Origin of the sequence: Neisseria sp. S1, assembly GCF_048060015.1 — a bacterium.
Classification (GTDB): Bacteria; Pseudomonadota; Gammaproteobacteria; order Burkholderiales; family Neisseriaceae; genus Neisseria; species Neisseria arctica.
Genome location: NZ_JBLUPI010000018.1, coordinates 1 through 24,519 on the forward strand (window position 1 = coordinate 1; position 24,519 = coordinate 24,519).

Annotated in this window: 28 protein-coding genes and 2 pseudogenes; 13 read left to right on the forward strand and 17 right to left on the reverse strand. The window is 45.5% G+C overall.

All coding sequences use genetic code 11. The features are described from left to right. The 8 genes and pseudogenes from ACEPPX_RS10860 to ACEPPX_RS10895 form a co-directional block, all read right to left on the reverse strand. A pseudogene (locus tag ACEPPX_RS10860) lies at positions 1-91 on the reverse strand (IS1595 family transposase); the annotation flags it as partial. Between the two features lie 623 nt (positions 92-714). Further along, positions 715-1,080 (reverse strand): 50S ribosomal protein L19, encoded by a 366-nt coding sequence (gene rplS, locus ACEPPX_RS10865; RefSeq protein WP_047761123.1) that lies wholly within the window; start codon positions 1,078-1,080, stop codon positions 715-717. Between the two features lies 1 nt (position 1,081). Further along, positions 1,082-1,840 (reverse strand): tRNA (guanosine(37)-N1)-methyltransferase TrmD, encoded by a 759-nt coding sequence (gene trmD, locus ACEPPX_RS10870; protein WP_047761124.1) that lies wholly within the window; start codon positions 1,838-1,840, stop codon positions 1,082-1,084. Then, the gene (gene rimM, locus ACEPPX_RS10875) at positions 1,840-2,349 is read right to left on the reverse strand and encodes a ribosome maturation factor RimM (RefSeq protein WP_416624052.1); all 510 of its coding nucleotides are present in this window, start codon (positions 2,347-2,349) and stop codon (positions 1,840-1,842) included. Before rimM ends, trmD begins: the two co-directional genes overlap by 1 nt. A gap of 19 nt (positions 2,350-2,368) precedes the next feature. After that, on the reverse strand, positions 2,369-2,617 hold the full coding sequence (gene rpsP / locus ACEPPX_RS10880; protein WP_047761126.1) for a 30S ribosomal protein S16: 249 nt from the start codon (positions 2,615-2,617) through the stop codon (positions 2,369-2,371). Between the two features lie 76 nt (positions 2,618-2,693). Continuing rightward, positions 2,694-4,940, reverse strand: a complete 2,247-nt coding sequence (locus tag ACEPPX_RS10885; RefSeq protein ID WP_416624053.1) for a GNAT family N-acetyltransferase — start codon at positions 4,938-4,940, stop codon at positions 2,694-2,696. Between the two features lie 160 nt (positions 4,941-5,100). Continuing rightward, a complete protein-coding gene (mog, locus tag ACEPPX_RS10890; protein ID WP_416624054.1) occupies positions 5,101-5,670 on the reverse strand; it encodes a molybdopterin adenylyltransferase in 570 nt (189 codons plus the stop codon). Between the two features lie 27 nt (positions 5,671-5,697). Beyond that, a complete protein-coding gene (locus ACEPPX_RS10895) occupies positions 5,698-6,420 on the reverse strand; it encodes an S-methyl-5'-thioinosine phosphorylase (RefSeq protein WP_047761129.1) in 723 nt (240 codons plus the stop codon). Between the two features lie 51 nt (positions 6,421-6,471). Here ACEPPX_RS10895 and ACEPPX_RS10900 point away from each other — a divergent pair, with 51 nt between their 5' ends. Continuing rightward, the gene (locus tag ACEPPX_RS10900; RefSeq protein ID WP_416624055.1) at positions 6,472-6,633 is read left to right on the forward strand and encodes a hypothetical protein; all 162 of its coding nucleotides are present in this window, start codon (positions 6,472-6,474) and stop codon (positions 6,631-6,633) included. Positions 6,634-6,693: 60 nt separating this feature from the next. On the opposite strand, the gene ACEPPX_RS10905 is transcribed toward ACEPPX_RS10900, so the two are convergent. Next, positions 6,694-7,533, reverse strand: coding sequence for an inositol monophosphatase family protein (locus ACEPPX_RS10905; protein ID WP_416624056.1), 840 nt, complete (start codon positions 7,531-7,533; stop codon positions 6,694-6,696). Positions 7,534-7,724: 191 nt separating this feature from the next. On the opposite strand from ACEPPX_RS10905, the gene ACEPPX_RS10910 reads away from it, so the two are divergent. From ACEPPX_RS10910 to ACEPPX_RS10940, 7 genes are all read left to right on the forward strand, one after another. Then, positions 7,725-8,528 carry an RNA methyltransferase gene (locus tag ACEPPX_RS10910; protein WP_416624057.1) on the forward strand — a complete coding sequence of 268 codons (804 nt, stop codon included), beginning with the start codon at positions 7,725-7,727 and terminating at the stop codon, positions 8,526-8,528. 12 nt (positions 8,529-8,540) lie between these two features. Then, a complete protein-coding gene (locus tag ACEPPX_RS10915; protein ID WP_416624058.1) occupies positions 8,541-9,410 on the forward strand; it encodes a DUF1853 family protein in 870 nt (289 codons plus the stop codon). Between the two features lie 148 nt (positions 9,411-9,558). Continuing rightward, a complete protein-coding gene (tig, locus tag ACEPPX_RS10920; protein WP_416624059.1) occupies positions 9,559-10,869 on the forward strand; it encodes a trigger factor in 1,311 nt (436 codons plus the stop codon). A gap of 94 nt (positions 10,870-10,963) precedes the next feature. Then, the gene (gene clpP / locus ACEPPX_RS10925) at positions 10,964-11,593 is read left to right on the forward strand and encodes an ATP-dependent Clp endopeptidase proteolytic subunit ClpP (protein WP_416624060.1); all 630 of its coding nucleotides are present in this window, start codon (positions 10,964-10,966) and stop codon (positions 11,591-11,593) included. Positions 11,594-11,998: 405 nt separating this feature from the next. After that, on the forward strand, positions 11,999-12,832 hold the full coding sequence (locus ACEPPX_RS10930; RefSeq protein ID WP_047761135.1) for an amino acid ABC transporter substrate-binding protein: 834 nt from the start codon (positions 11,999-12,001) through the stop codon (positions 12,830-12,832). Between the two features lie 22 nt (positions 12,833-12,854). Further along, on the forward strand, positions 12,855-13,538 hold the full coding sequence (locus ACEPPX_RS10935; protein ID WP_414629258.1) for an amino acid ABC transporter permease: 684 nt from the start codon (positions 12,855-12,857) through the stop codon (positions 13,536-13,538). A 9-nt stretch (positions 13,539-13,547) separates the two neighbouring features. Continuing rightward, positions 13,548-14,300: an amino acid ABC transporter ATP-binding protein gene (locus ACEPPX_RS10940; protein WP_416624061.1), complete on the forward strand. Its 753-nt coding sequence runs from the start codon at positions 13,548-13,550 to the stop codon at positions 14,298-14,300. 369 nt (positions 14,301-14,669) lie between these two features. Here ACEPPX_RS10940 and ACEPPX_RS10945 read toward each other — a convergent pair whose 3' ends face one another. The 7 genes from ACEPPX_RS10945 to ACEPPX_RS10975 form a co-directional block, all read right to left on the reverse strand. Then, complete coding sequence (locus ACEPPX_RS10945) at positions 14,670-14,933, reverse strand: hypothetical protein (protein ID WP_416624062.1); 264 nt, start codon at positions 14,931-14,933, stop codon at positions 14,670-14,672. 314 nt (positions 14,934-15,247) lie between these two features. Beyond that, the gene (gene arsB, locus ACEPPX_RS10950; protein ID WP_416624063.1) at positions 15,248-16,267 is read right to left on the reverse strand and encodes an ACR3 family arsenite efflux transporter; all 1,020 of its coding nucleotides are present in this window, start codon (positions 16,265-16,267) and stop codon (positions 15,248-15,250) included. 36 nt (positions 16,268-16,303) lie between these two features. Next, positions 16,304-16,735 carry an arsenate reductase (glutaredoxin) gene (gene arsC, locus ACEPPX_RS10955; protein WP_047761140.1) on the reverse strand — a complete coding sequence of 144 codons (432 nt, stop codon included), beginning with the start codon at positions 16,733-16,735 and terminating at the stop codon, positions 16,304-16,306. Next, positions 16,723-17,163, reverse strand: a complete 441-nt coding sequence (locus tag ACEPPX_RS10960; RefSeq protein WP_416624064.1) for a DUF6428 family protein — start codon at positions 17,161-17,163, stop codon at positions 16,723-16,725. The genes arsC and ACEPPX_RS10960 overlap by 13 nt, the downstream gene beginning before the upstream one ends. Then, complete coding sequence (locus ACEPPX_RS10965; protein ID WP_416624065.1) at positions 17,160-17,546, reverse strand: ArsR/SmtB family transcription factor; 387 nt, start codon at positions 17,544-17,546, stop codon at positions 17,160-17,162. The genes ACEPPX_RS10960 and ACEPPX_RS10965 overlap by 4 nt, the downstream gene beginning before the upstream one ends. Positions 17,547-17,689: 143 nt before the next feature. Continuing rightward, positions 17,690-19,075, reverse strand: coding sequence for a PIG-L deacetylase family protein (locus ACEPPX_RS10970; RefSeq protein ID WP_416624066.1), 1,386 nt, complete (start codon positions 19,073-19,075; stop codon positions 17,690-17,692). 597 nt (positions 19,076-19,672) lie between these two features. Then, on the reverse strand, positions 19,673-19,807 hold the full coding sequence (locus ACEPPX_RS10975) for a hypothetical protein (RefSeq protein ID WP_268777878.1): 135 nt from the start codon (positions 19,805-19,807) through the stop codon (positions 19,673-19,675). 327 nt (positions 19,808-20,134) lie between these two features. On the opposite strand from ACEPPX_RS10975, the gene ACEPPX_RS10980 reads away from it, so the two are divergent. From ACEPPX_RS10980 to yegQ, 5 genes are all read left to right on the forward strand, one after another. Then, positions 20,135-20,542 (forward strand): YeeE/YedE family protein, encoded by a 408-nt coding sequence (locus ACEPPX_RS10980; RefSeq protein ID WP_416624067.1) that lies wholly within the window; start codon positions 20,135-20,137, stop codon positions 20,540-20,542. Beyond that, positions 20,539-20,967: a DUF6691 family protein gene (locus ACEPPX_RS10985; protein WP_416624068.1), complete on the forward strand. Its 429-nt coding sequence runs from the start codon at positions 20,539-20,541 to the stop codon at positions 20,965-20,967. The genes ACEPPX_RS10980 and ACEPPX_RS10985 overlap by 4 nt, the downstream gene beginning before the upstream one ends. Before the next feature lie 156 nt (positions 20,968-21,123). Next, entirely contained in the window at positions 21,124-21,516 is a 393-nt protein-coding gene (locus tag ACEPPX_RS10990) for a hypothetical protein (RefSeq protein WP_416624069.1), read from the forward strand. A 172-nt stretch (positions 21,517-21,688) separates the two neighbouring features. Continuing rightward, positions 21,689-22,609, forward strand: coding sequence for a TraB/GumN family protein (locus ACEPPX_RS10995; RefSeq protein ID WP_416624070.1), 921 nt, complete (start codon positions 21,689-21,691; stop codon positions 22,607-22,609). Positions 22,610-22,736: 127 nt separating this feature from the next. Next, positions 22,737-24,092 carry a tRNA 5-hydroxyuridine modification protein YegQ gene (gene yegQ, locus ACEPPX_RS11000; RefSeq protein WP_416624071.1) on the forward strand — a complete coding sequence of 452 codons (1,356 nt, stop codon included), beginning with the start codon at positions 22,737-22,739 and terminating at the stop codon, positions 24,090-24,092. A 321-nt stretch (positions 24,093-24,413) separates the two neighbouring features. Here the strand turns inward: yegQ and ACEPPX_RS11005 are convergent. Then, positions 24,414-24,519 (reverse strand): annotated as a pseudogene (locus ACEPPX_RS11005) (IS1595 family transposase); the annotation flags it as partial.

Here is a 24,519-nt window from a genome sequence, read left to right on the forward strand (position 1 = left end):
TGGCAGCAGAACGGGCGGTTACCTCAAGTACAAAAAATTCAAGCAACTTTTTTTGTACTTTTTTAGATAGTTTACAGTGTGTTATCTTCATTTTTAAAGGGTAACATAACTGCCAATCTAATACAGCCCCTAGATATATTTTCAGATGGCTAAAGCCCTTTGTGATACCTCTAAATTCTTTTAAAAGAATTTAGAGGTATATTTTCTATAAGAAGCAGAGCTTATTTCTTTGCTAAGCTAGCCCGCAGAATGCTTATTATGCATTTTGTATAGAGCCGCTTCCTTTTTCTTTTCAGCAGGTACAGTTCTTATGGAATAGCCATATATTTATGTAAATGCCACTATCAAAAATCAAATGTAAGTGTTTACAAATCGTATGATTTCAGAATGGTATGGAGTGCAAAATGTTTAGAGGGAAATCTTTTGGCAGGGAAATGAAGCCGTAAAATACGTAGTTATTGAAGATTCGGTTAAGTGGATTGCAAACTACAAATGAATTGTTTTAGAAGCTTGAGGATAAGCAGCTATATTATTGGGTTTTATACGGATTAGCGGAAAAGTCATTTGAAAGGCGGGGCGTTTAAATTTATCAGAGAGTAAAAAAGCTTTGCATACTAGGTATTCAGGGGGTTCATAAAGATTAAAGGTTGATACCTGCTTTATTTGAGGAATAAAAATACCCGCCATGAGGCGGGTATCGGAATAGGGCAGAAATTAACCTTTGCGAGCCGGCAGTTTTTCTTTAATACGGGCTGCTTTACCGGTCAGGCCACGCAAGTAGTACAACTTGGCACGACGTACGTCACCACGGCGTTTAACTTCGATTTTTTCTACGTTCGGAGAGTACAGTTGGAAAGTACGCTCAACGCCTTCGCCGCTAGAGATTTTGCGAACGATGAAGTTGCTGTTCAGACCACGATTGCGGCGGGCGATAACAACACCTTCGTAGGCTTGCAGACGGCTGCGTGAACCCTCTACTACGCGTACAGATACCACAACGGTGTCACCCGGAGCAAATTCGGGGATATCTTTGTTCAAACGAGCGATTTCTTCCTGCTCTAATTGTTGGATCAAGTTCATTTTAATTTCCTAAATTATAATGGGATTCTCGTTCCTCTTGCTTAATTTCCTGCAAGAGCCTAGATTCCTGTGGGGTTAATTCGCGCTTTTCCAGTAAATCAGGGCGGCGCGCTAAGGTGCGTTGTAACGCCTGCTTGAGGCGCCACTCGGCTATCAGTGCATGGTTACCAGAGCGTAAAACTTCCGGTACTGCCATACCCTGAAATTCAATAGGGCGGGTATAGTGTGGGCAATCAAGCAGGCCGTCGGCAAAAGAGTCTTGTTCGGCGGATCTGCTGTCACCCAACACGCCGGGTAAGAGCCGTAATACTGCATCCATCAACATCATGGCGGGAAGCTCTCCGCCTGAGACGACAAAATCGCCGATGCAGATTTCTTCATCTACTTCTTGTTGCAACAGCCTATCATCTATGCCTTCGTAGCGGCCGCATAGCAAGATAAGATGTTTTTCAGTAGCCAGTTCACACGCTTTGGCGTGGGTAAGCGGTGTTCCTTGCGGGCTGAGGTAAATTACTTTGCCTTGGCTATTTTGTGCTTTCGCTGCGTTGAGGGCTGCGGCTAGGGGGGGGGCCATCATAATCATGCCGGGTCCGCCGCCGAAAGGCCTGTCGTCAATATAGCCAAGTTTGTTATCGGCAAAACTGCGCGGGTTTATGACATTGAATTGCCATAAATTTTGCTTTAGTGCTCTTCCGGTTACGCCATGGCATGTGATGCTGTCGAACATTTCCGGAAAGAGGGTAATTGCTTGAATGAGCATTAATAATCCAAGCCCCAGTCAGCAATAATAATGCCGTTGGCACTGTCGACTTGGTCGATATAGTGGGAAACGAACGGAATCAGTTTTTGCCCATGTTCACCTTCAAGCACCAATACGTCATGAGCGCCGGTTTCCATTAGGTTTTTTACTTTGCCGAGGGTTTGGCCTTCTCGGTTATTTACCGTCATGCCGACTAAATCGGCCCAATAATATTCGTCTTCTTCGGCGGGGGCAAACTCACTGCGGCATACTTCGATGGTGTAGCCTCTGAGTGCGAAAGCCGCATCTCTATCATCTATGCCTTCAAGCTTTACTTGAAGCTCGCCGTTAACTGCTTTGCCTGATTCGACTTTGACTTTTAAAAGACGTCCGTCTTTGTTTAGCCGCCACTCGGGGTAGTCCAGCAGGCTGTCGGTATATTCCGTGCCGGCTGCTATTTTTACCCAGCCTTTTATGCCGAATACGCCTTTGATGTAGCCCATGGCTACCCATTGTTGAGTGTCGGTCATGGCAGTCTAAATCCGAGGATTAGGCGGCAGCTTTTTGTTCTTTGACTAATTTGGCTACGGCGTCGCTCATTTGTGCGCCTTGGCCCAACCAGTGGTTTAAGCGTTCTGCGTTCAAACGTACGCGTTCTTGTTTTTCATTGGCTACGGGGTTGTAGAAGCCTACGCGCTCAATGAAACGGCCGTCGCGGCGGTTGCGTGAATCTGCAACTACTACGTTGTAAAACGGACGGTGTTTTGAGCCACCACGGGCTAAGCGGATAACTACCATGTTGATTCCTTCTGTGAAAATCGGATATATAGAAAACCGCTAATTTTAGGGTATTTTGCGGTTTTTGTGCAAGCATTTATTGTTTGTGCTTGCGCCGGGTGTTGTGTTCAGGCGGCAAAAGTGGACGTTCGGCTTCGCAGATTTCGCCCTCGTGGGGAGAGGGGCGTATATGAAAGCCTAGTTTTTCGGCCAGCTTGAGCATGGGTACGTTGCTTTTGAGGATTTCCGCAGTCATGCTGCGATAACCCTGTGTGGCGGCATGGCTGAGGATTTGCTGCATCAGATGGTAGGCTAGTCCTTGTCCGTGCATGTTTTCGGCGACACTGATACCGAATTCGCAGCTTTCGGGAAACCGATTGCAGCTATATCGGCTGATGCCCAGCAAAATACCGTTTTCATCTTCGGCTGCAAACGCTGCTTCACGGTGGTAATCGAGATTACAGAAGTTAGCCAGCATCGTTGGATTGAGCTCTTTAATATGTGCCATAAAGCGGGTTTGACGGCTTTTTTCCGAAAGGTTGCGTACATATTGTTGCTCTGCCTCGGCATCTTCGGGGCGGATGGGGCGGATGAATACGCTGCCGCCGTTTTTAAGTGTGAAAATATGGCTGGTTTGATCAGGGTAAGGGCTTAGCACGTTGTCGGCTCGACCGAGTGTGGAGGAAAAGTCAAGCTTGGTAACGGTGTTTTGTTGCCCGATATTGATATGTAGGGTTTGCAGTGTGTGAAGTTTATCGGTCGCTTCGTTGAGGCTGTGCAACCATTGGTAAAGGTTTTTTTGTTGGCGTTTGAGGTTGAAAGTGTGGATGAGGGTGTCGGCATGCATGGTATTGAAGGGTGGCAAAAAGGCTAGCGAGACGTGGTTTTTTTCTGCAGATAGAACGAAACCGTAGCGGTTACGCTCCAGGATTAGGTTCAGGCCGTCTGAAAGGGGTGCCGTTGCGGGATTGTATTCGGGTAGATATAAGGATTTCAGCCATTTTTCAGGTATATCCGTTTGGGTAGATGCTGCCTGTATTTCGGGTGTTTTGACATAAGCGGGCAGTGGTTTGGCGGTTTGGATAAGCTGCTGTTTGAAGCGGTGGTAGCGTTGGTGCTGGTGGAAAGCTTGCATGGCTTGTTCGGAAGTGGAAAACTGCATCAGGCCACGGGCATGGGGACTGCTGATAATCAGTGGTTTGGGCGATTGGTTCTGCAGTTGTGCCAATGCGGTGGTAATGCCGGACTCGGCACCGTCGGGGGTGGGGGCGATTACGGCCAACAGGGCGTGGGTATGTTTGCTTTCGAGGTGTTCATGAGCCAAGCCTCGGTAGTGTGTAATGCTTGGGTTGCTACCAATGTAACCGTTGTGACGTGCGGCAGGGCGGCGGTTATCGTTGCTGACGCGTAAGTCGATATCAAGGATTTCTGCTCTCCGTTGCAGCCAACCGCAGGCTTCGTTGGCAATCAGATGCAGGTGGCTGGCAGGTAGTTTGTTGGAGGAGAGGGCGTGAATGGCAGTGAAGAGTTCTTCGGGAGTGAAAGTGGGTAGAAAGCCGCAGCGGCCTGCAAGGTGATGCAAAATGGCTTGTTCGCGAGTGTCTGCATAATGGTTGCAGTGCAGTATCAGCGGTTTTTTGCGGGCGCAGTGGCGTAAGGCGCTGAAGAGTTCGCGTAGGTTTTGGGCAGGTTGGTATTCAATGATAACCAGTTTGGTTTGTTTGTCTTCAGCGAGATAGTCGAGAATTCCGGCACTGCATTCGGGCGTTAGTTTTGGGTGCAGACCGACATGGTGTGAGATGCCTATCCCGGCTTGCTGCAAAATAGGATTGATAAGGGCGGAAAATTCACTATGGCAGCCGACTAGAGCAATATCGCCTTTACTAAAAGGTACGGTATATACGCTGCCGTACAATCTAGCCGCAGGGGTGGTTAGTCCGGAAGTATTGAGGGCTATGATATGCAACCCCGCTTGTTTGCCGCGGGAGATAGCATTTTGTGCCAGTTGCCATTCGCTATCGTTAAAATTATCCCAATTTTGCATAACGATTATATGGGGAATCTGCTTTTTATAGCAGGCCTTGAATATGGCATCGTAGGTATCGGGCATGGTAACGATCCATGCGGTATCGGCATATTCGGGTACTCTGTTGATATTCGGGAAAGCTTTAATGCCGCCGATTTGTTTATGGCGCGGGTTGATAGGGGTGATGCGCCCTGAAAAGCCGCCGCGCAAGAGGGCGGAAAGAATGCGTTCACCCAAGCTGTATTGGCGTTCGCTGGCACCGATAAGAAGAATATGTTCCGGTTGGAAAAATTTGGAAAGCGGGTGAGGCGTAGTCATAATCAGATGCCTTTGGCGGAATTTGCCGATGATGTCAATCTTACAATATTAAAGTGCGGGAGTATTGGCTTTAGGGTTAGGGTACGAAAGGCCGTCTGAAAAAAGTAGTAACTGTTATGGTGGTAGATGTACGCTGGTTTTCAGACGGCCAGCCGTAATTTTATTTTTGTTTGGGGCGGAATGCTTGGCAGATATCCGGGTAGGTTTCTATAAATGCACCGCCGATTAAATCAATGCAGTAAGGAATGGCGCTGAATAGACCGTGCACTTGGATATCTCCGGCCGGGTTACGCACGCCGCCTAGGGTTTCGGCAATTGCTTTCGGTCTTCCAGGCAGGTTGACAATCAGGCTGCGGCCGCGAATGCCTGCTGTTTGGCGGGACAAGATAGCAGTCGGCACATAATATAGGCTGATTTGGCGCATTTGTTCGCCGAAACCGGGCATTTCTTTGTCGATAACGGCAAGGGTAGCTTCAGGCGTGACATCACGCGGGGCGGGGCCTGTGCCGCCGGTTGTAAATATGAGGTCGCACTGGTCGTGATCAGCCATGCGGCACAAGGTGTTTTCAATTTCGGCTTGATCGTCGGGAATGAGGGCTTCAATAAAACGGATAGGGTTGCGAACTGCCTGTTCCAGCCAGTTTTTCAGTGCGGGGATGCCTTCATCGGTGTAAACGCCACTGCTGGCGCGGTCACTGGTGGAAATCAGGCCGATGGTAACGGTTTGCATATAGATGATCCTTTTAAGCGGCTTGTTTTACAAATCGGTAAGCAGAAGGCGGATTTTTTCGATGGCCTGATGGGTTTGGCGGCTACGGAAATCGGGTGAAGACGTATGGCCGTCATTAAAGCCCGTCATGCCGATTACACCGCACAAGTGGGCATAGGCTATGTTGAGTTCGCGCGCTAACACGGCTTCGGGCATGCCGGTCATACCGATAATGTCTGCGCCGTCGTTTCTAAAGCGCCGTGCTTCGGCACGAGTAGGCAGGCGAGGGCCTTCGATGCAGCCGTATACAGCACTGCTGATAACAGGTGTTCCATGTGTTTCCGCATGTTTGATCAGGCCGACACGGAATTTTCGGTCGTAAGGGTGAGTAAAGTCGGTATGCACGACTTCTTGGTCGGCACCTTCGAAAAAGGTAGATACGCGGCCCGAGGTATAGTCGATAATATCGTCAGGTACTACCAGCGAGCCGGGTTCGATGTTGGAATTAAGGCTGGTTACCGAACCTACGGAAACGATACTTTGAACACCTAAAGAGTGTAATGCCCAAATGTTGGCGCGGTAGTTTATTTCGTGAGGCGCCAAAGTATGGTTGAGGCCGTGGCGGGCGAGAAATACGATTTGGTGGCTGCCGAGTGTGCCTTGCATGAGCGGGCTGCTGGGCAGGCCGTAAGGTGTGCGGACAATTTCGCGGTGGGTAATGTGCATTTCGGGCAGGCGGGTGAGTCCGCTGCCGCCGATGATGGCGATCATGAGCTAGACTTTCGGTCGGTTGGAGAAATGTTATTGTAAAGGATTTGAATCGTGCTGAGTATGATTGTTGGCACTGCTAAACAGAGGATTGGAAATGCAATAGACGAGATAATCAAAACCAGCCGTTTGAAAATGTCGGCTGATTGTTTTCAGACGGCCTACTTCTCAAATTATGAAGAGTTAAGAGGCTCTAAAAATATGCTGCAGTTATAAACGTTAAGAAAGCCGCAAAAGGCCTATTTGCTTTTGCGGCTTTCTTAACGTATAGATGCTTTACAGGTGTGGTGCGATGGTTTGCAGCATTTGCGCCAGTACTTTCGGATTGGCGGCAACGATATCACCGCTTTCCAGCCAGCCTTCGTTACCATGCATATCGGTAACGATACCGCCCGCTTCCTGTACCAACAGAGCGCCGGCTGCGATATCCCAAGGTTTTAGGTTAAATTCGAAGAAACCGTCCAAACGGCCGCTGGCTACGGCGCATAAATCTAAGGCGGCAGAACCTTCGCGGCGTGCGCCGGCGGTTTTAGCGAGAAAGTCTTTCAAGATGGACAGATAGGTATCCATCATGCTTTGATCGACTACCGGAAAGCCTGTGCCTATCAGACAGCGGTTCATTTCGATGCGGTTGGATACACGGATGCGGCGGTCGTTCAAAAGAGCACCTTGGCCGCGGGAAGCCATGTAGCAGTCGTTGCGTTCTGGGGCGAATACCAAAGCTTCTTGTAATTTGCCTTTGTGCAGCAGTGCCATAGAAACAGCATATTGAGGGTGACCGTGCAGATAGTTGGTAGTGCCGTCCAGTGGATCAATCACCCATTCGTATTCGGGAGTGGCAGGTACGTCTGCGGCGGCTATTTGTTCGATTTGCAGACCTTCTCTGGTTTTGCTGGCACGGAAGTAACCGCCTTCTTCGCTGCGGATGAGGTGGTCGGGATAGCTGTAAAACAGGGTGTCGAGAATCAGGGCTTCTGAAGTACGGTCAACATCGGAAACGAAATCGTTAAACGCCTTGCTGTCGATTTTGATGGCATCTAAGTTGGATGAAGCGCGAATCATCATATCGCCGGCTTTTCGGGCGGCTTTGAAGGCTGTATTTAAAATAGGATTCATGGCAGTCTTTCTAAATCGGGTACAATGGCTGCTTGCATCGGCAAACAGGCAAAACGTTAAAACGATAGAAACCGCCGCCGCAGATATATTGGGCGGTAAAAGCAGTTTCCGATGTTAAAGAGCATTCAGACGGCAATCAAAGGCCGTCTGAAAAATGTGTTGCAATTATACGCCCATTCTGAAAATAAAGCATGATGAATAAACCGACAGTTCCCGATTATCTCGACAATATCCATATTATTTTGGCGCGTACCAGCCATCCGGCCAATATAGGATCCGCAGCGCGCGCGATGAAAACCATGGGTTTGGGACGACTGACACTGGTAGCGCCGCAATTGATTGCAACGCCGATGACGCCCGAGCCGCCTGTGTTTGATTCCGCCAATGTGCAAAACTTTGTTTTGCCCGAAGAAAGTTTTGTGTTGGCTTCGGGGGCGGCAGACGTATTAGAGAGGGCGAGGATAGTAGCTGATTTGAGTGAAGCCTTGGCAGAAACTACTTTGAGCTGCGCCCTTACCAGCCGCAAGCGCGAATTGACCTCGCCGTTACAAACCCCGCGGGCATTGGTACCCGAGTTGTTGCAGGCGGCACATTCGGGACAGCAGGTAGCGTTGGTGTTTGGCAATGAAACGTTCGGTTTGAGTATCGAAGAAGTGCAGCAGTGCAACCGGTTGATGACGATTAACGGCAATCCCGATTATTTTTCACTCAATCTAGCCCAAGCCGTGCAGGTGGTCTGCTATGAGCTTTTCAGTCAGGTCGATATGCCGATGACGCATCTCGAACAGGAAAACCGCCCTGCTACGCATAGCCAGGTCGCTGGTATGGTGGCGCACATGGAGAGCGTGATGGATGAAGTCGGCTTTTTTAACCGCCGCAACGGTGAAAGATTAATGCGGCGTATGCAGAATTTATTTAGCCGTGCCAGTATGGAAACAGAAGATATCGATATTTTGCGCGGATTTTTTAATACGGTAACGCGCCGTTTGAAATAGGCCGTCTGAAAAATGAACTACGCATTAGATGCTTTGTGGTGGCGTTTGACTGATCCGAATGTACGCGATTTGGCCGCTTTGCTGACTGCTCCTCCGCTATGGCATACGGGGTGCGAACTGGAAATACGCAAACTTTTGGGTGAAACAGGTTTTCGCTATCTGTTGGCTTTGGATGCAAATCCGATACCTCTGCATCAGCATTTGCAACAAGAAATACCTTTTAGCCATAGGTTGGGGTTTTATGCCGAAAGTTTGCTGGCATTTTGGTTTGCTCATGCGCCGCATACGCAGCTTTATGCCCGCAATCTGCCCGTGCAAGATAAAAACGGGCATACATTGGGAGCGTTTGATTTTATCGCCGCATTGAACGGCAAGCCCTATCATATTGAGCTGACATGTAAGTATTATGGTAGCTTTTGCGGCAAGCCTGAAAACATGATCGGGCTTAATCCGAAAGACCGTCTGACCGACAAGGTGGCAAAATTACAGCGGCAACTGACATGGTCGCAATTACCTGAAGGAAAAGAGGCTTTGAAAAAGGCCGGATTTGGCCATTTTGATACAACAGCCGTATCGATTGTGCGCGGCATCGGTTTTTTTTCAGAACGGCGGGTGGAGCGCGAACCGTTGAATCCTTACGGTTGGCACGGTTTGTATATAGATGACTGGACACAATATACGCCTGTAACAGGGCAGCGTTATTACCCTTTGCTGCCGATGCAGATACTTTCGCCTGCTCGGGTATCGGAAATTTACGCTGCGGAGGCAAGTATTTTGCCTAAAATCCGGTTTGGCCAAATCGCCGTGCTTGAAAAAAGACCAGACGGGTATTGGCACGAAACCGCGCGTATCATGAAAAGCAGGCAGTCTGAAACGATCTAGCCGTTTTTTATTATGAAAATATATTTTATTTCCGCATTGTGATAAACTTGCAATTTAAATTTTTGCCCCTTTGTGGGCGCTTACGGAACAGCATCAACGGGCATTGTGCCGGTTGTATTGATTAACCCAGTATAATTAAGGGCTTATAATGAGCGTAACTGTAGAAACGTTAGAAAACTTGGAGCGCAAAGTCGTATTGTCTTTACCTTGGAGCAGCATTAATGCCGAAACCGACAAACGTCTGAAACAAACCCAACGCCGCGTAAAAATCGATGGTTTCCGTCCGGGCAAAGCACCGCTGAAAATGGTTGAGTCTATGTACGGTGCCAGCGTACAAAACGACGTAATGAACGAACAGGTGCAACAGGCTTTCTACAACGTAGCAGTAAGCGAAAACCTGAAAGTGGCCGGTATGCCCCGCTTTGAAGGCGTGGAAGAGCAAGATGACAAAGAAGCTTTCAAAGTTGCCGCTATTTTCGAAGTGTTCCCTGAGGTGGTTGTAGGTGATTTGGCTGCTCAGGAAATTGAAAAAGTAACCGCCCAAGTGGGTGATGCGGAAGTTGATAAAACCATCGATATCTTGCGTAAACAGCGTACACGTTTCAACCATGTTGAACGTGAGGCTCAAAACGGCGACCGTGTAATTATCGATTTTGAAGGTAAAATCGACGGCGTACCGTTTGAAGGCGGCACTTCTAAAAACTATCCTTTCGTATTGGGCAACGGCCAAATGTTACCTGAATTCGAAGCTGGTGTAGTAGGCTTGAAAGAAGGCGAAAGCAAAGATGTGGAAGTAAACTTCCCCGAAGATTACCACGGTAAAGACGTAGCAGGTAAAACTGCCGTATTCACTATCAAACTGACCAACGTATCAGAGCCTGTATTGCCTGAAGTAGATGAGCAGTTTGCCAAAGCATTGGGCATCGCGGACGGCGATGTAACTAAAATGCGCGAAGAGGTGAAGAAAAACGTAGAGCGTGAAGTAAAACGCCGCACCCAAGACCAAACCAAAGAAGCGGTGATGGAAGCTTTGCTGAAGTCTACCGAAATCCAGCTGCCCAAAGTATTGGTAGACGAAGAAGCCGCACGTTTGGCTGCGGAAATGAAACAAAACTTCGTTAACCAAGGTATGGCTGATGCTGCCAATTTGGATCTGCCTGCCGATATGTTTAAAGAGCAGGCCGAGCGCCGTGTAGCTTTGGGTTTGATTCTTGCCAAAGTGGTAGAGGAAAACAAGCTGGAGCCTACTGAAGAGCAAATTAAGGCTGTTGTTACCGATTTTGCGGAAAGCTACGAAGATCCTCAAGAGGTTATTGATTGGTATTTCGCTGACCAACAACGCTTGCAAGGCCCGACTTCTTTGGCAGTGGAAGCTAATGTTGTAGATTTTGTATTGACTAAGGCTAAAGTTACCGAACGTGCTTTGTCGTTTGACGAAGTAATGGGTGCACAAGCCTAAGCCGGCGCAAAGCTGAGTGATTGAAAAAGCACCAAGCCTTTTTGTGTTTGGTGCTTTTTTGCAGAATTATCCTGAAGAAGGAAAGGAGTAGAAAATGACTCTTGAAATTGAAAATAGCTATTTGGTGCCTACGGTTATCGAACAAAGTGGCCGCGGCGAGCGCGCGTTTGATATTTATTCGCGCCTTTTAAAAGAGCGGATTATCTTTTTGGTTGGTCCCGTAAACGATCAAACTGCCAATTTGGTGGTGGCGCAGCTGCTGTTTTTGGAAAGCGAAAATCCCGATAAAGATATTTACCTTTATATTAATTCACCGGGAGGGTCGGTAACGGCAGGTATGTCGATTTACGATACCATGAATTTCATCAAACCGGATGTTTCTACCCTCTGTTTAGGGCAGGCTGCCAGTATGGGAGCGTTTTTGCTGTCGGCCGGAGCCAAAGGAAAGCGTTTCGCTCTGCCAAACAGCCGTGTCATGATTCATCAGCCTTTAATTAGCGGCGGCTTGGGCGGACAAGCATCTGATATTGAAATACACGCTAAAGAGCTGCTGAAAATCAAAGACAAGCTCAATCACTTATTGGCTAAGCATTGCGGACGCAATGTCGCTGATTTGGAGCGGGATACGGATCGTGATAATTATATGTCTGCGGAAGAAGCCCGCGCTTACGGTTTGATTGATCAGGTATTGGAAACTCGAGATAGTATCCATCAGTCTAAATAAGATCCGGTAAGATAAATGTTTGATATTTAATTTATTCTGAAAGGCCGTCTGAAAAAATCAGGCGGCTTTTTTATCTGGAAATAATGATGTCAAAAGTTATAAAACAAACATATTGTTATCTGCTTGGGGCAGGTGGTTTGAGAAGCAAGGATAGGCTATAAACAATGGCTTGGGAAATCTGAATTTGATGCAAGCTCTTTTCATTTTAAAAGTTATACCATCTTATAAGAAAAATCATAGAGAAACATGGGCTTATAATTTTGAGCGCTTCAGATTGCACAACAATTATACTTATGGCATATAATTTTTAGCTATAAAGAATATCAAAAGTGATTCTTTGTATTTGCATCGGGCTTAAAGTAGAATATCAAAATTACATTACAGTTAAGATTAAGGTTGATCATTATGTTGAAAAAAATCGTACTTGGTAGCATTGCCGCTTTGGTATTGGCCGCTTGCGGCAATGAAACAGCCGGAAACAGTGCTTCTGTTGCGGCATCTGCTCCGGCTGCGGCTTCATCAGGCTCTTTGCTTGAGCGTATTAATAACAAAGGTACGATTACAGTTGGTACGGAAGGTACTTATGCGCCTTTTACCTATCATGACGAATCTGGCAAGCTTACCGGTTACGATGTTGAGGTTACCCGTGCAGTAGCTGAAAAATTAGGCATTACTATTGATTTTAAAGAAACTCAATGGGACGCTATGTTGGCCGGCTTGAAAGCGGGTCGCTTTGATATGGTTGCCAATCAAGTTAGCCTTACCACTCCTGAGCGCCAGGCTACTTTTGACAAGTCGGAGAATTACAGTTATTCCGGCCCGATGGCGGTTAGCCGTCAAGATGATGACCGTATCAAATCATTGGCAGATATGAAAGGCTTGTCTTCAGCCCAGTCTTTGAGCAGCAATTATGGCGAAATGGCACAACAAGCGGGAGCTAAAGTAGTGCCTGTTGACGGTATGGCGCAAGCCTTGGCATTGGTACAGCAAAAGCGCGCTGATTTCACCTTTAATGATTCTTTGGCCTTGCTTGATTATTTGAAGAAAAATCCGCAATCCGGCTTGAAAACGGCTTGGGTCGCTCCTGCGGAAGAAAAATTGGGTGCGGGCTTCATTGTAAACAAAGGCAATGAGGAAGCATTGGCTAAAATTAGTACCGCGGTTGAAGAACTGCGTGCAGATGGCACATTGAAAAAATTAGGTGAACAATTCTTTGGCGAAGACGTAAGTGTTAAGTGATCTCTTAAGCGCATTACCGTTTATGACTGAAGCCCGTGCGGCTTTGGTCATAAACGCTTTTTGGCCGATGGTAAAAGCAGGTTTCATTTATTCCATTCCTTTGGCCGTTGTCTCTTTTATATTTGGTATATTGATTGCCTTGATAGTTGCCTTGATACGGATTATACCGGGCAAGGGTTTTGCATACCGTTTATTGTTGGCCGCAGTAAGGTTTTACGTATCAGCTATCAGGGGAACGCCGATGCTGGTGCAGTTAATGATAGTGTTTTACGGTTTGCCCGCTATCGGTATCCGTTTGGACCCACTTCCTACGGCTATTATCGGCTTCTCGCTCAATATCGGTGCCTATGCCTCAGAAACGATCCGCGCGGCGATCTTGTCCGTACCGAAAGGGCAATGGGAGGCCGGTTTTACTATCGGCATGACCTATATGCAAACTTTCCGACGTATTATTATGCCGCAGGCGTTTAGAGTATCCGTACCGCCTCTGAGTAATACGTTCATTAGCCTGTTTAAAGAAACTTCGTTGGCTTCGGTGGTAACGATTACCGAGCTTTTCCGGGTAGCACAGCAGATTGCTAATGCTAGTTACGATTTTTTACCGGTGTATATCGAAGCAGGTTTGGTTTATTGGGTATTCTGTTTCTTCTTGTTTATCGGACAGTCGAAATTGGAAAAACGCCTTGACCGCTATATAGCCAAGTGAGAATGATAGATGATAAAAATCCGTAATATTCATAAGGCTTTCGGTAGTAACCAGATTCTTCGCGGTATTGATTTGGATATTGCTAAAGGCAATGTGGTGGTGGTACTTGGGCCTTCCGGCTCCGGGAAAACGACTTTTCTTCGCTGCCTTAATGCTTTGGAAATGCCTGAGCAAGGTGAAATCGAATTCGACGGTTCTCCTGCATTAAAAATCGATTTTGCCACTAAGCCGTCTAAAAAAGATGTATTGATGCTACGCCGTAAATCCGGCATGGTTTTCCAACAATACAATCTTTTTCCCCATAAAACCGCATTGGAAAATGTGATGGAAGGGCCAGTAGCCGTACAAGGTAAGCCTGTAGAGACGGCTCGTGCGGAGGCACGGGCTTTGTTGGAGAAAGTTGGTTTGGGAGATAAGGCTGATCTTTATCCTTTCCAACTTTCCGGCGGCCAACAACAAAGGGTAGGAATTGCCAGAGCTTTGGCAATCCAGCCTGAGTTGTTACTATTTGACGAGCCTACTTCGGCGCTTGACCCCGAACTGGTGCAAGACGTGTTGGCAACTATGAAAGAGCTGGCGCGCGAGGGCTGGACTATGGTAGTTGTGTCCCATGAAATTAAATTTGCTTTGGATGTGGCAACAACAGTCGTCGTTATGGACGGCGGGGTAATTGTAGAGCAGGGCTCACCCGAACAGTTATTCCAAAATCCGCAGCATGAGCGAACCAAACGTTTCCTACAACAAATTAGAGCAGAGGCATAAACTTTATTCTTTTGACTAAGATGTTGCATATCTCGGCGGTTTCTGTGATTTTTTAGATACTATCCGTTGTTTTGAAAATGCCGTCTGAAAACTATTTTGGTTTTCAGACGGCATTTATTTTAAAAGGGCAGCAGATAAAAAATCGTTCCGGATAAGCTTGGTTTTGCTGCTGAAGAAATCAAACAAGCGTATAAGTTATCTGGATGTTTTACCGCCAGATACGGTAGGTTAGCTTGGAATCTTACATGTTTGTTTGATTTTTTAACAGTTTTGCGCAGCTGATAACAACCTTAAAACCTATATGTAAGTACCGCTCCGCTGCCTTCGGCATGTTTACGAAATTCAGTCAGGCTTCGTGTATTTCGCTTGTTAATTGGCGGCAGAAGCGGCTGCTTCGGAGGTTGCAGCAGGTTGTTGCTCGGCCGGCCGTTCAAATCCTTTTTCTTTCATGCAGGCATCGAAAGCGGCACGGTCTTGGCCGGCACCGGTGGTTTGTTGGCACTCTTGCAGAGCTTGCTCAATTGCAGGGTTGGCGCCTTGAGGGTGGGAAGACTGCTGTTCTTGTTTTGCATCGTTGCTGGCACAAGCAGACAGCATCATAATCAAAGCAGTAGTTGCCAATAATTTTTTCATATTTCAAACCTTTCGATTGTTTTTCAAATAATGCTCCGTTCCTTCCCTTTGATAACTCAGGTTGGGAAAGCAGTCATGCGTTTACATATATTCTGCTTTTTCAGGAGTGTCGAAGCTTTTCAGTACTTGCCGGCTCAAAGAGCCTCATACTGTTCAAGAGGGTGCGGGGTTATGCCGCACTTGCACTTTACGACTATCCGTGATTTGGGAAAGTTTCAAAAAAATTTATTGGGTTTGTGAAATGCTTTTGATTTTTTTGATAAAAAAATAGAATTTTATGCCTAAATAAAGAGGGAATAAATTGAACAATGCGATTAATACAACGGAGATTCAGTTCTGTGTTTGGCATTTACCCATGCAACCAAAGACAGCATAACGGGCACTTCCACCAATACGCCGACAACAGTAGCCAGAGCTGCTCCGGAATGAAGTCCGAAAAGTGAAATAGCAACCGCAACGGCCAGTTCGAAAAAATTAGATGTACCGATTAAGCAGGCGGGTGCGGCGATTTCATGCGGTAGCTTGAGCAGACGGGCACCGATGCGGCCGATAAAAAATATGCCGTATGTTTGTAACAGCAGAGGGATAGCGATCAATACGATGACCAATGGTTGTGCGATGATGGTTTGAGCTTGGAAACCGAATAGTAGGATAACGGTCAATATCAGCCCGCAAACGGCGAAAGGTTTCAGACGGCCTGAAAAAACAGTAATAGAATGTTTACGTTTGATTAATAAGCGGCGTGTCATCATGCCTGCTGCGAGCGGTAATACAACGTAGAGTAGGGTTGAAAGCAGCAGCGTACTCCAAGGAACCATAATTTCGGAAACACCGAGTAAAACAGCGGCAATGGGCGCATAGGCAACAATCATAATTAAATCATTAACGGATACTTGTACCAAGGTATAGTTGGGATCACCTTTAACGAGTTGGCTCCATACGAAAACCATGGCGGTGCACGGTGCAACGCCTAGTAAAATCATACCTGCAATATATTGTTGGGCATCATTGGGGTTTACCATTGAGGCAAAGAAAACTTTGAAAAACAGCCAACCCAGAGCTGCCATAGTGAATGGTTTTATTAGCCAGTTAATGATTAAGGTAAGGAATAAACCTTTGGGGCGTTTTCCGACTTTTTTTACTGCCGACCAATCAATCTGGATCATCATCGGGTAAATCATTAACCAAATTAAAACAGCCACCGGCAAATTAACATGTGCCCATTCGAGTTGGGCAACGGCTGCAAAGATATTGGGTACCGTTAAACCCAACAAAACGCCTGCGGCAATCGCCAAGGCAACCCAAATGCTTAAAAAGCGTTCAAAAATTCCCATTATTTATCGCCCCGTTCATTAGAAAGTTGGTTATTGTTACAAGTGTTTAATCCGCTGCCCGTTAGCGTCGATAACCGGTTCGCCATCTTCTTTAAAAAATACCCCTTGCTGCGGAGAAGGCAGAATATCCAACACTTTTTCAGACGGCCTGCATAATGCCGTACCCAAAGGGGTGACCACAAAAGGGCGGTTAATCAGAATAGGGGCTTTTAGCATGGCGGCTATAACGGCTTCTTCGCTTAAGGTATCATCGTTAAGATGAAAGGCTTGAAATTCGGGAACATTGGTTCGCAAGGCTGAACGTGCGCTTAGACCGCTTGCCGCCAGCAAACCGCGTAAGTCGGATTCGCTTGGCGGTGTTTTGAGGTATTCGATAATGTGCGGCTCGATACCTGCATTGCGGATTAAGGCGAGGACATTTCTGGAAGTGCCGCAATTTGGATTGTGATAGATGGTTACTTTTTGCATAATGAGTTTCCCAGTCGGATACGCGGTTTTTGTTGCGGAATACCGCATTGGTCGGGTGCAAGGCATGCGGTCAGGGTGTTCTCCAAACGGAAAATGCCGTCTGAAAAAGAAAGGCGGTATTTCCCTATGGTTTGATATTGGTATTCGACTTCGATTTCTGCATCGGGCAAATCCAATTTACGCTCGCTCAGGCGGATGATGCTCAACAATTTGGCGGGTGAAAGCCTGTGTTCGGTATCGTGCGCTACCCATAATTGGAAACCTATTCGGGTTTCATGGCGGATAATACCGCCGCAATCAATAAAGTGCTTATCGTTTTTGGCGACTTCGGTAATATGGAAATGTGCGGGTACGGCAGAACCGCAGGGCAGGATGAATGTCAGTGCATTAAGGTTGTGGAGATGTTGTTTGAACTTGGAAAGTTTCATATTGGTTCGGATTTTTTGTCGGAATGGGCTATACAAATAGTATCCAGTGAGGATACGGCTTGGCAGCAATGGGAATTTTGTGCATCTTGTGTTGGCGGCTGGTTGAAGCAACATTCTTTGGTTAGAAATGTAATAAGCTCGATCATAAGTGCCAAATCTGCATGATAGCGTTGAAAGCGGCCTTCTTGTGTGGCTTTGATTAAGCCCGTGTGGCACAAGTCTTTCAAATGGAAGGAGAGGTTGGCTGGAGATATGTTGAGGGTTTTAGCGATTTCTCCAGCCACCATCCCAGCGTCACCTTGAGTAACCAGTATGCGGAAAACGGCCAACCGTGTGGCAGAACCTAATGTGCCGAATAATTTGCTTGCAGTTTCAATATCCATTGCCGGATGATAGCATCCTTATTTCAATATTTAAAGAAATATTGAAATAAGGATAAAAATATATGACCGACAGTAGAGGCCGTCTGAAAAACAGGCTGTCGGTCATATGTCTTAATAAATAGGTTGTTGGTGCTTGTATTGATTTAATTGTAATGCTTTGCTCTATAAGAGATTTTTTGATACAGCTCATCATTGTAAAGATCGCTTACAGGCACGATATAAAACAGCTCATTACTGCGGACAAAGCGGCTGATCAGGTTTTTGTCAATGTGCAGAATATGATGACGCAAAGTATTCAAACCTCTGAAGAGCATATGTTGTGGTGATAAATAGTTGTCGGAATTGGGGCGGATATCATTCATAGCATCCAACGCTAATAGTTTCCGGTTACGCTCTTCTTTTGTAAGTGGGTGAGAAAAGATAGAGCGGAAATAAAACGGGTGCTCAAATTTTGGCGGCAGGCTCAGCATGGATCCGCTTGGGCCGATGGGGTAATCATCGCCGATATAGTGTAAGGTATGTAAAAACAATTCACCTTTGCGGTAATCGATTTTTTTCAGTGCGTCAAAAGTTGCCATGGCCGCCATTTGGTGGTCTTTATGTGCGTCTAGATTGGGAGTAGGGACAACAATAATATCAGGCTGAAATACTTGAATAATATGGGCGAGATTGCCGACCAAATCATGCCAAGTTGAGCCGCCGGTCAGCTGCTTCGAGAATTCGGATGAGTTACCGCTGCGGAAGATATTCAGGTCTGCCGTATCCAGTTTAGTTGATTTCACTTCCATATCGGGATGTTGGTACATTTCTTCTAAAGTACCGTCAAAAAAGCCAAGTTGTAAGATTTGTTCAGAGGGAACTCTGGCTAATAGCGGAACGGTTAGGCTGTTCCAAACGCGCATACGCCCCTTTTGCAGATATTGGGCTTCTGCTTCTTCGGGTTGGGTGCGGTTGTAAAGGTTGGGATAGTGGAAGCTGCCTCCCTCGCTGGCAGTTAATGTGACAATAAAACTATTTTGCGCGTGTGTTTCGTATAAACCGTATGCAGATAATTCGGCATCATCAGCATGAGGTGCGATAACCAGAATTTTTTTACCTTCTAACTGTCGGGCCGGATAAACGGATAATTCGATTTCCTGATTGGAAAAGGCTAATCTTTGCGCAATAAGCTTTATGCATTTATCTGTTTCGCTGAATGTGTGGCTTAGGTTGAGATAACGTATGCCGCGACCTCCGTGTTCGACAGGATGCTGCCATTGGCCTTTGCTTGATTCAACTGTGATTACAGGGAGTTTCCAGTAGCCAGATAAAGATGATTTCACACGTATTTTGGCTATTACTGTATCTCCTTCGTTTAAATTTGCCGGTAACTCCAGCGTACCGTTTTTCAACTGTACTTTTGCAGAAATAGGTAAATCATATTGATAGTCTTTATTGGTATTGTAGGTAAATTGTTTTTTACGGCTGATAGCGATAATGGCTGCAGCAATGGGCGTTAATAAAACGCTGCTGAAGAAAATGCTTAACATGATGGTGCCCGTATTGGTGGGTGTATATTTTGGGGAGGTTCGTGGGATGGCGGGAGCCCTACTTGGGAATGCAATAGATGGAAAGAATTATTGTAGAAATTTTATACACCCAATAATTAAGAGAATTCTTATGTCTATCTTAATTTTTTGGTTAAAGTATGAAAGCCATTTTTTGATGTGGAAATGATTTTCACAAACATGAGTACTGTCAGAGTATATTGCACAAGGATTATTTGAGTATGTATATAACATAAGATAGGAGTGTAAAGTGTTAAGAGTTAATATTATTTTTTAAAGATTTTTATTTGTTTTATTTAATTACTTTGAACTACATAAAACAATTCTGAGAATACCTGATATTATTAAAAGTGTAAATAAACAATAATATTTTATTTTTATTTGTCATTTTATTTTAATTTTAGTAATTATAATTATATTGAAATTTTATGGCTTATTAGCAGTTGATTTTATATGGATGGTGGGTTCATTTTTTGTAATGAAAAGATATTTGCTTTGATCGTAAAACCGAAATCAGCGTAATAAAAACGCCCGCCTATGATTATTCAGGCGGGCGTTTAATATGCATTGCTAAGCACTTTAGTGATGATGTATTTGGTGATTGGTTTTGCGTGGATCAAGGCGGTTATACATTACCCATACCATTAGGCTTAAATAGCCGATGCTGGATAATACGCCGATTACAGCAAAAATCGGTATAAGGCGTTCTATCATAGAAAATACTCCAAGATGAAATGATGTAAGCTGAAGCAATAGGTTTTCAAGTTATACAGCGAAATTGCTGCTTATTTTTCCCGTATTATATTCACAAATAAAACTATATTTTTGAATATAATAAAATTATGATACTGAATGAACGGTCCGTCAATGATGTTGTATGGTAAAAGTCATTGTAATCATAGAATTTACATATTGATACATGAGCAGTTGTATTTTTGCAGCTAAATTTTGTTACGTTTATTTGAATGCTTCAGACAAATTTGATTTTATGTTTTAAAATTTAAAAGTCATGATATTATGTTTCATTTGTTTGGAGTTGCAATGAATACGTGGTTATCTGCATTGGTGGGCGGTCTGCTTATTGGTTTCGCAGCCGCAATATTATGGCGTGGGTATGGCCGGATTATGGGGTGTAGCGGTATTTTAGCCGGGCTTTTTCGAGGAGAGGCTTGGCGGATGGCATTTGTTGCAGGTGTTTTGGTTTCACCTTGGTTATATAAAATTTGGTTTGGTATTCCGGAGGTTGTAGTAACGAATCAGCCGGCCCGTTTGGTGTTAGGTGGATTATTGGTAGGTTATGGGGTGCGTTTAGGTTCTGGTTGCACCAGCGGGCATGGGGTATGCGGTTTGGGGCGGTTATCAAAACGCTCGGCAGTGGCGGTGGGTGTGTTTATGTTGTTTGGATTTTTAACTGTTTTCATATTGAAGCATATGGTGGGTATAGTATGAAGATTTTAGGGGTATTTTTGTCCGGCCTTTTATTTGGATTCGGCCTGCTGGTTTCGGGAATGGCTAATCCGCAAAAAGTGCAGAATTTTTTGGATGTATTTGGTAATTGGGATCCGTCGTTGGCTTTTGTGATGACGGGAGCGGTAATTGTTGCATTATGGGCTTTTCGTATCGGAAGAGGTGCAAAGCATAAAGCGCAACCAAAATGGTCGGAACGGTTTCATAGTCCGGAAACCGTACATATCGACAAATCTTTATTGCTGGGCAGTGCTCTATTCGGTATCGGTTGGGGTATAGCAGGTATTTGTCCGGGGCCTGCATTGGTATTGATAGGCATGCTGAGAGTCGAAATGTTGTGGTTTGGTGGCGCAATGGCAGTGGGATTGTCGTTATATCACTTGCAGAACAAGCATCGGATAGCGTAAATTGCTTTATAGTTATTCAAGATAGGAATTTCGACCTGAATGTCGGAGGTCGGTAGCCGATATTTTGGGGCGGGCAGGCAAATAGTCGGTAATACGGACGAGCCGCCGTTCCTTTTTTATCAGTTTGTAGAGTTTATCGATAGTTTGGGAGTTGTTATGAAGTATATTCCGGTATTCTGCGGTTTGGCTGTATCGGTATTGGCCGGCTGTGCAGCCACTCCCGAGCAGATTGCGGCCAGAGAAGAAGCAAGGCGCCGTTACGAGCAAGATCTTCAGATTACCTTGGCAGCACAATGTGATGTAAAAACGGCTGAAATCATGCGGGCGCAATTTGATAAATCCGTCGACTTGGATAGTAAGGCAAGCAAGGAATTTCGCTTGCAATATATTGATAAGATTTCTGATCCTATGTTCCAAAGCTGCTACAAAATGGCTTGGCAGAACTATATTTCTCAGAAAAAGTTGCAACAGATACGTTATTACTACGATGACTGGGCTGACTTTTATTATCCGTTTCAGAGGCCGTTTCGGCGTTATTACGGGTGGTAATTAATAACGATATTGAAGATGATTTCAGACGGCCTGAACACATAATATTGGCCGTCTGAAATTTTCTAAGCCAGATTCATATTGAATATTATTAAATGAAATACAGTACAACAATATTGCGGGGAAAGAGGAAAACTACTGTTTAAAAACGGTTTTGTTGAAAAGGCGGAATATGCAGAAAATTTTATTGACGTTATTTGCTTTGTTTTGGGCAGTGACGGGGTTTGCTAAAAGTAATATTCAAGACAACACATTTTTATGGAAAATCAGCAAAGAAGGTAGACCTGATTCTTATCTGTTGGGTACGATGCACGTCGGCCCTGTGGGTGTGCGGCTGCCGGCTGCTTATCAGAGCGCATTGGATCGAGTTGAACGGTTAGTGGTAGAAAGCAATGAGGCCGAATTGCATGATCCCCGCTATGCCGCGGATATGGCAAAAATGTTTTTACTGATGGCAGACGGCCGAACTTTAAATCAATCGCTGGGGGCAAGGCGGATAGAGGCATTAAACCGTTCTTTATCGCTAGGTAACGACAAATTGGCATTTGACGGCAACAGTAAATTGAAACCTTGGGCCGTATGGCTTTCCGTGCAAAGCTTGTTTGTGCCCAAAGGTTATTCTTCCGAATACGGTATTGATGTCCAGTTGATTAAGCGTGCAACGGAAAGCGGAAAGACAGTGATGGCGTTAGAGCGCTTGGAGCCTTTGCATTATTTTCAAACTGTTCCCGAAGATAAAATCAAGCGGGGTTTTGATATCATCAACCGCAATCCCAAGCGTTTTTTAAAGCAGCAGGCACAAGCAATTGAAGACTACTATGCCGGTAACGCTTTAAAGTTGTGGTCGGATTTGGCTAATCCAAACTATGTATTGGCAGGAACGCCCGGGCGCGACAGGGCATACTGGCAAGACTTTCTATACAATAAGCTTTTAATCGAGCGAAACCAGCAATGGCTGCCAAAGCTGATTGAAATTTTGCCTAAAGAGCCGACTTTGGTGGCGGTAGGTGCGGCGCATCTTGATGGAGAACATGGCTTAATACGCCGTTTACGTCAGGTTGGCTACCGGGTAGAACCGGTGCGAACACGATAACCGTAAAGGTATAAATTGACCCGAAGTTGAAAAAGGCGGATAATTTACAACACTCTATCTAACGATATTTATCTGTTTCAGACGGCGCTTCACGCCGTCTGAAACATTTGTAAGGTTTAAAACACACATGAAATCTCCCGAACTTTTATTACCGGCTGGCGGCTTGGAGCGTATGCGTGCCGCATTTGATTACGGTGCGGATGCCGTTTATGCGGGTAGCCCGCGTTACTCGCTGCGTGCGCGTAACAACGAATTTGCCAAATTGGACGTATTGGAAACCGGCATCCGAGAAGCGCACGAGCGCGGTAAAAAATTCTTTCTTACAGTCAACACCTTACCGCACAATAGTAAGCTGAAAACCTTCATGGCAGATATGGAGCCATTGATTGCCATGAAGCCCGATGCTTTGATTATGGCAGACCCAGGCTTGATCATGAATGTACGCGAGCGTTGGCCGGAAATGCCTATTCATCTTTCCGTGCAAGCGAATACCACCAACTGGTGGGGCGTGAAATTCTGGCAGAAAATCGGTGTGGAGCGCATTATTCTTTCCCGCGAGCTTTCTATGGAAGAAATCGCCGAAATCCGCCAAGAATGCCCGGATATCGAGTTGGAGGTATTTGTACACGGTGCATTGTGTATTGCTTATTCCGGCCGCTGCCTGCTTTCGGGTTATTTCAACCACCGCGACCCCAACCAAGGTACTTGTACCAACGCTTGCCGTTGGGATTACAAAGTACATGATACCGAAACCGATGAAATGGGTGACAGCAAACTCTTGCAAGGTTTTGATTTTAATAAAGCCCAAGAAGAAGCCAATTCAGCTTTCGAAGGCATTAACGGACAAATCCGCCATCCGGCTGCTGATAAAGTATTCTTAATAGAAGAAGCGAACCGCCCCGGTGAGCTGATGCCGATTATGGAGGATGAACACGGCACTTACATCATGAACTCCAAAGACTTACGTGCGATTGAGCAAGTGGCCAAGCTGGCGGAAATCGGCGTAGACAGCTTGAAAGTAGAAGGGCGTACTAAGTCCGTATATTACGTTGCCCGTGTGGCTCAGGCCTACCGCAAGGCTATTGATGATGCCGTTGCCGGCCATCCCTTCGATTACAGCTTGCTGGCCGAACTGGAGGGCTTGGCCAATCGCGGCTATACCCCCGGATTTTTGGAACGCCACCAGACAAAAGAGTACCAAAACTATCTCTCAGGCCATTCTTTGGCAAAGCAAAGCCAATTTGTCGGTCAAGTTACAGAAATTGATGAAGAGGGCTGGGCTACAGTGGATGTGAAAAACAAATTCAGTGTCGGGGATACCTTGGAAATTATTCATCCGAGTGGAAATCAAACACTGGTATTGGCGCAGATGAAACGTAAGGGAGAAGCAGTTGAGGTGGCTCCCGGTAACGGTGTCCAAGTACAGATTCCATCAATGAAAGGTAAAGAAAAAGCCTTATTGGCCCGTGTGATGAATCCGTAAATGGTGAGATAAAAAGATGCCGTCTGAAATTTTCAGACGGCATCTTTTTATATTTTTATGGTTCAAGGTGCGGTAATACTTGGAACGGGCAGTCATACAATGGAAAAGAAAATAAATAATTTGAGCTGTATGCAAATAGGGTTAACGTATGGTTTCTTAATAGAGGATGATTAGTTTTTATCTGTGTAATCAAAAGCTTTTCTTTATTTAATGAAATGGTTATGCCCCATATACCAGGCCGTCTGAAATTTTTCAGACGGCCTTTTTTAACCCGCTTTTTAAAATCAAATATAAAAGAATAGGGGCTGTATTAGATTAGCCTTAAATATCACACCAAATTCGCAAGATTTTAAGTTGCTCTTTTGGTGTACCAAAGTTAAAACGAAATTCGCATTCTTTCAAGAATAAAGGGAAAGATTTTCGGTCA

Bases quoted from the DNA above. Each gene is read 5' to 3' on its own strand.
- rplS (WP_047761123.1), bottom strand. From the start codon at position 1,080: ATGAACTTGATCCAACAATTAGAGCAGGAAGAAATCGCTCGTTTGAAC.
- trmD (WP_047761124.1), bottom strand. From the start codon at position 1,840: ATGCTCATTCAAGCAATTACCCTCTTTCCGGAAATGTTCGACAGCATC.
- rimM (WP_416624052.1), bottom strand. From the start codon at position 2,349: ATGACCGACACTCAACAATGGGTAGCCATGGGCTACATCAAAGGCGTA.
- rpsP (WP_047761126.1), bottom strand. From the start codon at position 2,617: ATGGTAGTTATCCGCTTAGCCCGTGGTGGCTCAAAACACCGTCCGTTT.
- ACEPPX_RS10885 (WP_416624053.1), bottom strand. From the start codon at position 4,940: ATGACTACGCCTCACCCGCTTTCCAAATTTTTCCAACCGGAACATATT.
- mog (WP_416624054.1), bottom strand. From the start codon at position 5,670: ATGCAAACCGTTACCATCGGCCTGATTTCCACCAGTGACCGCGCCAGC.
- ACEPPX_RS10895 (WP_047761129.1), bottom strand. From the start codon at position 6,420: ATGATCGCCATCATCGGCGGCAGCGGACTCACCCGCCTGCCCGAAATG.
- ACEPPX_RS10905 (WP_416624056.1), bottom strand. From the start codon at position 7,533: ATGAATCCTATTTTAAATACAGCCTTCAAAGCCGCCCGAAAAGCCGGC.
- ACEPPX_RS10910 (WP_416624057.1), top strand. From the start codon at position 7,725: ATGATGAATAAACCGACAGTTCCCGATTATCTCGACAATATCCATATT.
- ACEPPX_RS10915 (WP_416624058.1), top strand. From the start codon at position 8,541: ATGAACTACGCATTAGATGCTTTGTGGTGGCGTTTGACTGATCCGAAT.
- tig (WP_416624059.1), top strand. From the start codon at position 9,559: ATGAGCGTAACTGTAGAAACGTTAGAAAACTTGGAGCGCAAAGTCGTA.
- clpP (WP_416624060.1), top strand. From the start codon at position 10,964: ATGACTCTTGAAATTGAAAATAGCTATTTGGTGCCTACGGTTATCGAA.
- ACEPPX_RS10930 (WP_047761135.1), top strand. From the start codon at position 11,999: ATGTTGAAAAAAATCGTACTTGGTAGCATTGCCGCTTTGGTATTGGCC.
- ACEPPX_RS10935 (WP_414629258.1), top strand. From the start codon at position 12,855: ATGACTGAAGCCCGTGCGGCTTTGGTCATAAACGCTTTTTGGCCGATG.
- ACEPPX_RS10940 (WP_416624061.1), top strand. From the start codon at position 13,548: ATGATAAAAATCCGTAATATTCATAAGGCTTTCGGTAGTAACCAGATT.
- ACEPPX_RS10945 (WP_416624062.1), bottom strand. From the start codon at position 14,933: ATGAAAAAATTATTGGCAACTACTGCTTTGATTATGATGCTGTCTGCT.
- arsB (WP_416624063.1), bottom strand. From the start codon at position 16,267: ATGGGAATTTTTGAACGCTTTTTAAGCATTTGGGTTGCCTTGGCGATT.
- arsC (WP_047761140.1), bottom strand. From the start codon at position 16,735: ATGCAAAAAGTAACCATCTATCACAATCCAAATTGCGGCACTTCCAGA.
- ACEPPX_RS10960 (WP_416624064.1), bottom strand. From the start codon at position 17,163: ATGAAACTTTCCAAGTTCAAACAACATCTCCACAACCTTAATGCACTG.
- ACEPPX_RS10965 (WP_416624065.1), bottom strand. From the start codon at position 17,546: ATGGATATTGAAACTGCAAGCAAATTATTCGGCACATTAGGTTCTGCC.
- ACEPPX_RS10970 (WP_416624066.1), bottom strand. From the start codon at position 19,075: ATGTTAAGCATTTTCTTCAGCAGCGTTTTATTAACGCCCATTGCTGCA.
- ACEPPX_RS10975 (WP_268777878.1), bottom strand. From the start codon at position 19,807: ATGATAGAACGCCTTATACCGATTTTTGCTGTAATCGGCGTATTATCC.
- ACEPPX_RS10980 (WP_416624067.1), top strand. From the start codon at position 20,135: ATGAATACGTGGTTATCTGCATTGGTGGGCGGTCTGCTTATTGGTTTC.
- ACEPPX_RS10985 (WP_416624068.1), top strand. From the start codon at position 20,539: ATGAAGATTTTAGGGGTATTTTTGTCCGGCCTTTTATTTGGATTCGGC.
- ACEPPX_RS10990 (WP_416624069.1), top strand. From the start codon at position 21,124: ATGAAGTATATTCCGGTATTCTGCGGTTTGGCTGTATCGGTATTGGCC.
- ACEPPX_RS10995 (WP_416624070.1), top strand. From the start codon at position 21,689: ATGCAGAAAATTTTATTGACGTTATTTGCTTTGTTTTGGGCAGTGACG.
- yegQ (WP_416624071.1), top strand. From the start codon at position 22,737: ATGAAATCTCCCGAACTTTTATTACCGGCTGGCGGCTTGGAGCGTATG.